This is a genomic window from Pedobacter agri (genome assembly GCF_032678665.1).
In the GTDB taxonomy this organism is placed as follows: domain Bacteria; phylum Bacteroidota; class Bacteroidia; order Sphingobacteriales; family Sphingobacteriaceae; genus Pedobacter; species Pedobacter agri_A.
Map to the genome: position 1 here is coordinate 1 of NZ_JAVTSH010000015.1, position 8856 is coordinate 8856.

Here is an 8856-nt window from a genome sequence, read left to right on the forward strand (position 1 = left end):
ACACTAGTAAGTGGCGACAGTTTCAGCGGAAGCCTGACCAGAACACCAGGTGAAAACGCGGGTACTTACTCGATAGGCCAGGGTACACTTGCATTAAGCAGCAATTATACCGTTACTTACATTGGTGCTGATTTAACGATCGGTGGAAAAACCATCACGGTAACGGCTGCAGCGAAGAGCAAGACCTATGGTGATGCTGATCCTGCTTTGACTTATACCTTTGCTCCGGCATTGGCTACAGGTGATACTTTCACGGGTTCACTGGTGAGGGTACCTGGCGAAAACGTAGGCACTTATGCAATCAATAAGGGTACGCTTTCATTAAGCAATAACTACGCATTGACTTATGTTGGTGCTGACTTAACGATTGCAGCGAAAACCATTACGGTAACAGCAGCAGCGAAGGGCAAAACCTTTGGAGATGCTGATCCTGCTTTGACTTATACCTTTGCACCGGCATTGGCCACAGGTGATACTTTCACGGGTTCACTGGTGAGGGTACCTGGCGAAAACGTAGGCACTTATGCAATCAATAGGGGTACGCTTTCATTAAGCAATAACTATGCATTGACTTATGTTGGTGCTGACTTAACGATTGCAACGAAAACCGTTACGGTAACGGCGGCAGCGAAAGGCAAAACCTTTGGTGATGCTGATCCTGCTTTGACTTATACCTTTGCACCGGCACTGGCTACAGGTGATACTTTCACGGGTTCACTGGTGAGGGTACCTGGCGAAAACGTAGGCACTTATGCAATCAATAAGGGAACACTCTCTTTAAGTGGTAATTATGCATTGACTTATGTTGGTGCTGACTTAACGATTGCAGCGAGAACAATTACGGTCACAGCGGCAGCGAAAGGCAAAACATTTGGTGATGCTGATCCTGCTTTGACTTATACCTTTGTTCCGGCACTGGCTACAGGTGATACTTTCTCGGGTTCACTGATTAGGGTACCTGGTGAAAACGTAGGCACTTATGCAATCAATAGGGGTACGCTTTCATTAAGCAATAACTACGCATTGACTTATGTTGGTGCTGACTTAACGATTGCAGCGAAAACAATTACGGTAACAGCGGCAGCGAAAGGGAAAACATTTGGTGATGCTAATCCTGCACTGACCTATACCTTTGCTCCGGCATTGGCCACAGGTGATACTTTCTCGGGATCACTGGCTAGGGTACCCGGCGAAAACGTAGGCACTTATGCAATCAATAGGGGTACGCTTTCATTAAGCAATAACTATGCATTGACTTATGTTGGTGCTGACTTAACGATTGCAGCGAAAACCATTACGGTAACGGCGGCAGCGAAAGGCAAAACCTTTGGTGATGCTGATCCTGCACTGACCTATACCTTTGCTCCGGCACTGGCCACAGGTGATACTTTCACGGGTTCACTGGTTAGGGTACTTGGTGAAAACGTGGGTACCTATGCGATCAATAGAGGTACGCTTTCATTAAGCAATAACTACGCATTGACTTATGTTGGTGCTGACTTAACGATTGCGGCGAAAACCATTACGGTAACAGCGGCAGCGAAGGTCAAAACCTTTGGTGATGCTGATCCTGCACTGACCTATACCTTTGCTCCGGCGCTGGCTACGGGTGATACTTTCTCCGGATCACTGGTTAGGGTACCTGGCGAAAACGTGGGGACGTATAGAATCAATAGAGGTACGCTTTCATTAAGCAATAACTATGCATTGACTTATGTTGGTGCTGACTTAACGATTGCAGCGAAAACCATTACGGTGACAGCAGCAGCGAAGAGCAAAACCTTTGGTGATGTTGATCCTGCTTTGACTTATACCTTTGCTCCGGCGCTGGCTACAGGTGATACTTTCACTGGTTCACTGGTGAGATTACCAGGCGAAAACGTGGGTACTTATGCGATCAATAAAGGAACATTGGCTTTAACTGATAATTACAATATCAATTACGTTCCGGCCAACCTAAGCATAAGCCAGGCCACCATTACCGTCACAGCGAATAATGCGGTGATGTGTCGGTCAGATGGCTTCCCAAATTTTAGTGTAAGTTATAGTGGCTTTAAATTAGGGGATACTGAGAATGCATTAAGCACAAAAGCAAGCGTTAACACCAATGCGGATAGGAACATCCCAGGCATTTATACACTTATTCCTGCTAATGCAGTTTCGGGAAACTACCGTTTCGTATATGTTAATGGATCGCTCTTGATTAATGCTTTACCAAATGCAAATGTAATCAGCAGCAAAGGAACTGAACTCAGCAAAGGAGAAACAGCGCTATTGACAGCAACAGGTGGGACAACCTACAGGTGGTCAGCAGCAAATGGAATCCTATCTGGTCAGAACACCGCTGTGTTGACTGTCCGTCCTTCTCAGACCACTACCTATACGGTAGAGGTTACGGGTACAGGGGGTTGCACGGCAACGAGATCCATCACCATCAAAGTGGCTGAAGATTATAAGCTAATCGCCAATAATATCCTGACGCCAAATGGTGATGGGGTAAACGATACATGGATAGTTCAGAATATCGACATGTATCCAAACAATGAGGTAAGGATCTTCGATCGGAATGGAAGAGAGTTATATAACAAGAAAGGTTATGATAATGCTTGGGCAGGAACCGTTCGTGGAAGCGATTTGGCAGAGGGCACTTATTATTATGTGATTACTTATGGGCCGGACAAACTTGTTCAAAAGGGATTTATTACCATTATCAGAAACCGTTAATCATTATGAAAAGCATAAAAATTAAAATATTTATACTGGCCGCACTGGTCGGGATGACAAAGGCGAATGCTCAAACCAGTCCGTTAATGAACCAGTACTTCCATAATACCTATCTGGCCAACCCGGCTATGGCAGGCGTCAAAAAAGGAGCAGCGGCAGATTTAGCTTTCCGTTCACAATGGAATAGTATTCCGGGTGCACCGGTCATGCAGAACTTAAGTGCAACTTATGGCTGGGAGCGTGTAGGTATTGGCTTAAACTTGAACCTTGATAAGGCGGGTTTGCAGAGGCAGACAAGAGTCTTGGCCTCATATGCCTACAATTTGCCATTAGGTGAAGAAACAAAATTGCATTTTGGTCTTTCTGCTGGTTTTATCAACCAGCGGATTGACATGCAGGATCTGATTGGAAATCCGAATGATACCCAGGTGGGCATGTACAATACAGATCACCGGACTTATTTTGATGGTGATTTTGGTGTGGGGATGACCAGTAACAGACTAAACCTGGATTTTGCATTGGTGAATCTAAAGAATTATTTTAAGCGGGACAATTTCAGGCTGATCAATTCGCCGGTCTTGTATGCTGCTGTTGGTTATCAATTTGATCTAGGCGAAAACCAGTTTCAACCAAAGGTTGCATACAGGTCTTTCCAGGAACTTTCCGGGATCTTTGATATTGGTGGGCAGCTTGCGCTGGCCAATGAACAATTACTTTTGACAGCCATATACCATACCAGCCGGGCGGCGAGTTTCGGGGTTGGGATGCATTACAAAAAAAAATACACCATTAACACTTCTTATACAACCCAAACGGGTGCGCTGAGTGGATTCACCGCCGGTAGTTTTGAGATTAACCTTGGAATTAACTGGTAGATAATATTAAAGGACTGTATCAATTCAGTTTCACGATACAGTCCTTTAATTGCCTTACAACATACGTAAAATGATCAATCTGACTAGATTTTACCTACCGGCGAATAGGTTTTTTATGTTTGTTTTAAAAGATAGATTCTGGTACTTACATCTTCTTGTGTAGTATTAAATTACTATTTCAGACGAGAAGTTGTTTACGCGTCGTTAGTGAAGTCTCATTAATGCACTTGCTTGTAAAAATTTCCAACAAAAAATAAAATTTCCTGTTTTTTCATGATTCACAATTTCGTCAGAATCATTACATGAGCAATTTATAAAACACTGACTGCATTTTTTGATGATCCATTGAGAATGCAATTCATGAAAGATTACTATTATTTCAAGAGATTTGAAAAAAACGATATTGGAAGGCATTTTGTAACTGCTTAATGAGCTGAAAAAATTGCTATTTTTAATTAGCTAAACTTTGATTTCTAAAAATCAACTAATGGAAACGGAAGGCTATTTACAGATAAGAAGATAATGCTAGCACCGATGATAAAAATGTGATTGGTTTTATTGTGACCTTATAGTCAGTTCCTTTTACCAACCGACTATAAGGTTACTAATTAAGTTCAGCATCCTATTTTATCTACGGATTTAAAGGTCAGTTCAAGCCAGAACCAATATGAAAACCGTTCACTACCATCCCTTGCAGATCTTAAATTGGTGATTTCATAATTTGCTGGTATTTTAATTTCCTGATACTTGAAAAGTTGCTTATCCTTCGACATTGCTGTTTCACTCTCACTTCCGTCGCTGTAAACAAAATTGATTGACTTTAATGGTGCTAAACTACTATAAGGCTGTAAATAGTAAAACCGCAAGGCAACAAGCTCCTTATCAGGATCAACTTTAATCGTCTTTGTCTTATCGCCACCAATTTTAGTTGCTCTCTGACCATCATGACCTTCAAAATTTACCTGGAAACTGTCTAGACTGTCCCCGAAGTTATATACTATTTCTTTAATCTTCCCGCTGGGCTGACTGTCGTTTGCCGGTCGCAACGGACGTAATTCATTTTCGCTTCCCGGTGAAAACGGTCCTATGGTTATTCTGTTGAAAGCCGGATCGATAGCTGGTGGTGCAGATTCTAAACCAGGCAAAAGGCGGTTAGTATAAAAAAACGAAGCATAAGACTGCGCAAAATCTGCTATCCAAAAAGACATCCATCCTTCCTTGATTTTCATCAACTCGTCCTTTCGATAATCTTTACCATCCACAAATCTATAGCTCTTTTTGAACGATCTCTTCGCAAAAGTGTCGTTGACTTGGATGTCTGTATCTTTTATCAATTTACCTGTTGTAACACTTTCGTAAATAATCTGTGAGGAACGCCATTCAATCAAAGCCGGGATCTGCTCGGTAAAAAATGACTGGTAGTTTTCAATCTGCCGCTGCAAATCAATTACCCAAGCCTCATCAAATTCACCATAAAGGGCCTCTCCGGAATCCACTCGTTCTTTGAGTATAGCAAGATGAACCAATGAAAACGTAACTGTAAATGGTATAAGTTTCTCTTTGTTATTGGATTTGATTAGCTTGAAATACATTTCCGTGCACCTACTAATAAGTGTATTGAGTTGCATGGCCTGTTCAGATTTGTTTTTGGCTACAACATAGGATACCATATCACTTTTGATAGCCATCAACTCGCTTCCATCACGGGTGATCTCGAATTCAAGAATTTTTAGGTCAACCATTTTGGAAACATTTTCACTAACCTGAGCCCAGATATCAGCTTTAGCTTCCTGCCAGAAACTTTTGATTACATAACTGACTGCACCTCCTATATAGGGTGCTTTGGATGCCAATGAGATGACTACTGTTCTTGCTTTGGATTCCCAACTTGATTTTGGTGATGGTGTAGGGTGCGGAAAAAAATCTTTGCCGGATAGAATCAGGCGTTCATAATCAGTAGGCGTAGGTTTGAATAATGTGGACATAGCTATATATTAAATTGTTTTTAAGGCAATGAAGTAAAAAATCATCTTGGATATTATTAATCCTGGCGGAATGAGCGTTAACCATGGATTTCTTTTCTATCAAATCCCTAATATAAAAAAAATAAAAATCAAAAAACAGTAAAGATCACCAAACAGAGTTAATGGAATTGCTGTCTAGTAGCTTTCATATACTTTGAAATTTTGATGCCTTTAATTGATATGCATCAAAAAAGATCTGGTCTATTTTTTAACAAGGAAAAGTTTAATCTTTCAAGATTATAAGCCACGGTCCCTAATTTAACCTAATTATGCAAGCCTATCAAATTAGCATTATTGCATTAACGCAGTTTTACATTTATTATACTGCTGGTTCTGAACATATATTTGACTATTTAAAAACTAGATTCTCATATGTTATTTACGATGGGTTGTTTTTATGATTTCTGAATTACGCACCAAATCATTGCCATTTAAATTTGTGTAACATATTGATGAATCCGATGGTTAAAGAAAGTTATTTTTCAACTCGAACAAAGCATATGGATCTCGCTTTTTAGTCTGTAATCATAAAGGTTTCTCAGTAAGATATGCTGTAAGTTTACACCTATTTTCTGCGAACATACGCGTCTGTTTAATTTCTTCTAATGAGGTGAAAAACAAAATCACCGTTTTCGACATTGTAGAAAAAAAAAGATTACATGAATGACCAACTCATCAGATAGACATAGTAAAGCGCACAGGATAACAGAATCTACCATCTCCATAAAAACTTTTTTGATTTCACTCGCTGCGAGTATTCTTATCATTCTTTCGCTTTGGGTATCGAAATCAATCGAGCGGAAAGCCATCATTGAGATAAGTCAAAGGCAAAGTCAGCTATATAAAAGAACAATTTCTGCTAGGTTGGATACTACTTTAAAAAGCCAATTGTTGGTATTTAGCAAGCCGTTGGTTTGGGCAATCCGTACTGAGGTTTTGAAAGGGGATAGGAAGGCTGTAAACACCTATCTTGATCAACTTGCGACCATGCAGAATTTTAAGGACGCTTCCGTAATCGATAACTACGGAGTAATCATAGCTTCAAGTAAAAAGTCGGAGATCGGACATCTGTATTCCACTTTTTATAACATCAACTTCCTCTCAAAAGATTCTGCCAGATTGAATACCCAAAGCGGTAATAGTATCATCATCACCAGTCCAATTTTTGAAAGGGACCGTAAAGTGGCCAGCCTGTCCATTCATTATCAGCTAGTAAATATAGATCATTATTTCAAGCAATAACTGACAGCCTTAATTGTGTCGACTATATCCTCCAGTTTCGCACTTATTTTAGGATTCAAGCCATATGTCGCTTCTTAGGATAAACCTTTCAGCATTGCATGTTTCTAGACATCTTCAATAATGAATGCGCTCATCATGCTTAGTGCGCCCTTGATTGTGTTCTTTCTACTCAGTTCCAAAATACGGGTATCTCTCAAATGGAAGCTTTGATATCAATTATCAGAAAAACACCTCCCAAAATGGATTGGTAGCGATGAAAAAAATAGGGTGTATCGGCTAGTGAACCATCTAAAGATTGTTGCGCCACGATCTCTCATTAGGAATTCAATATCCGCAGATTATTATTTATTAGTTGCGAACGATAACTATTTACAAATCTGAATGAAGATTGTAAACGGTATACCGAATCGGATATTCTCCACAGATATCCTTAAACCAATGAAAAGCAGTGATTTATCTTCTTTTTAGTCGGTTAACTCTGACACAAGTCTGCCACTAAACGGCCCGCAAGCTTAAAATTCATGCAGTCCTGCACGGCGAAAAAAAACAAGATTCTTCTAAGGAAAATCCGGAAAACGTTGGGTACTCCGAACGTAAGTCACAGGAAAAAAATCTTCGTCAGGCTAGTTTTGGCTTTGTGGAAATTCCGGAATTACCTTATACATTTCCCCGTTTAGTAAAGGGACGGACAATTTTAAAGGTTCCTATAGGGAGCACCCTAGATAAAGAAGTGGCAAAGCAAAGTTGGTATGTTGAGTTCTTTTTCTATAATGCAGCAGAAGAACGGATGGAGCGGATCAGGGTAACCAGAAAGCTTAACCGGATTAAAGATCCAAGGCAAAAGCTTAAAAACTTTAATAATCTATGTGAAGCATACCGGATTGCCCTCGAAGGCGATTGGAATCCATTGGATGAGCAGGCAAATGCAAGGCTTAAAAAGGAACTCATTGGCATCGACCTTAATGAAGCATTAGTTCTTTTTGAGTCCTACCACAAAGCAAAAGGAACAAGGCCCAAATCAATCAGTACTTACAAGTCCGACTGTCAATTCCTTTATCAAATATCAGGGTGGAAATAAAAAGGTGAATACCATCAGTGATTTTGAGATTACGGATTTTCTCAATTTTAAGGCAAGAGAAGAGAAGTGGGCCGGGGTGACCTACAACAATTGCAGAATTGGGTTAAATAAATTTTTTAGATATTTAAAAGTTAATAATATATTTCCGCGAACCCTGTAACCGATTGTGAGACACGAAAAAAAATGCCGACACAGTCCCATCAGGTATTTACGGAACGCGACTTTAAGGTTATCATGGATTGGCTTGATAAGTATGATAAATATTACCAGTTGTTCGTGCGGATGATTATTACACCTGCATCCGTCCGAAGGAGCTTAGATTTCTTCAGTTGAAGTACATTGATTTGGAGGAAAATACGATTACTGTCCCTGGCACTGTGTCGAAGAATAAAAAATCAATTCCTGTTAATATTGACGTCAGTCTGAGAGCCGAACTAGATAAATTGCAAATTGAAAAGTTCGACAAAGAATGTTTTCTTCTGGGTTCTGCAAAAACTTTCATTTCACAAACTATGTGCGCTGAAAATTATGCCTACGATAGATTTAAAAAATGTTTGGAGGCTACTGGTCTATTAGATAAGAATTATACACTCTATTCATTTAAACATCTCTCAAATGTGCGGAAGTTTCGCGCTGGATGGACGCTTGTAGAAAACTGTTCGGCCAATAGGCATGGCAGCCTCTCGGAAACCGAAACCTATTTGAAAGAGTTGTTAAAGTTTGTTAGGTCAGATAAAGCAATCCCAGCGATTTAGCGACCCTTGGAGTTTTTTGTAGGGCTTGTCAAGATTTCTGCCAAAAACTTTTGTTTCTGATTTTTCCGGGATGTTAATTTCTTCTCCGAAAAATGTAACTGGTGGATTTCATTTACTTTTTTAGATAGATCTAAAATTATTTCAAATAGTTCTTTAAT

General features: G+C 40.0%; 6 protein-coding genes. 5 read left to right on the forward strand and 1 reads right to left on the reverse strand.

Annotation, left to right across the window (positions count from 1 at the left end; translation table 11 throughout):
- Together R2Q70_RS21770 and R2Q70_RS21775 are read left to right on the forward strand one after the other, a co-directional pair.
- Positions 1-2724 (forward strand): MBG domain-containing protein (locus R2Q70_RS21770; protein WP_316809666.1); only part of this gene is annotated, 2724 nt, incomplete at its 5' end.
- Positions 2725-2729: 5 nt separating this feature from the next.
- Positions 2730-3599: a PorP/SprF family type IX secretion system membrane protein gene (locus R2Q70_RS21775; RefSeq protein ID WP_316809667.1), complete on the forward strand. Its 870-nt coding sequence runs from the start codon at positions 2730-2732 to the stop codon at positions 3597-3599.
- Between the two features lie 614 nt (positions 3600-4213).
- Here the strand turns inward: R2Q70_RS21775 and R2Q70_RS21780 are convergent.
- The gene (locus tag R2Q70_RS21780) at positions 4214-5584 is read right to left on the reverse strand and encodes a hypothetical protein (RefSeq protein WP_316809668.1); all 1371 of its coding nucleotides are present in this window, start codon (positions 5582-5584) and stop codon (positions 4214-4216) included.
- 702 nt (positions 5585-6286) lie between these two features.
- On the opposite strand from R2Q70_RS21780, the gene R2Q70_RS21785 reads away from it, so the two are divergent.
- The 3 genes from R2Q70_RS21785 (at position 6287) to R2Q70_RS21795 (ending at position 8698) form a co-directional block, all read left to right on the forward strand.
- Entirely contained in the window at positions 6287-6865 is a 579-nt protein-coding gene (locus R2Q70_RS21785; protein ID WP_316809669.1) for a hypothetical protein, read from the forward strand.
- 637 nt (positions 6866-7502) lie between these two features.
- A complete protein-coding gene (locus tag R2Q70_RS21790) occupies positions 7503-7943 on the forward strand; it encodes a hypothetical protein (protein ID WP_316809670.1) in 441 nt (146 codons plus the stop codon).
- Positions 7944-8272: 329 nt separating this feature from the next.
- Entirely contained in the window at positions 8273-8698 is a 426-nt protein-coding gene (locus R2Q70_RS21795; protein ID WP_316809671.1) for a hypothetical protein, read from the forward strand.
- Positions 8699-8856 lie beyond the last annotated feature (158 nt).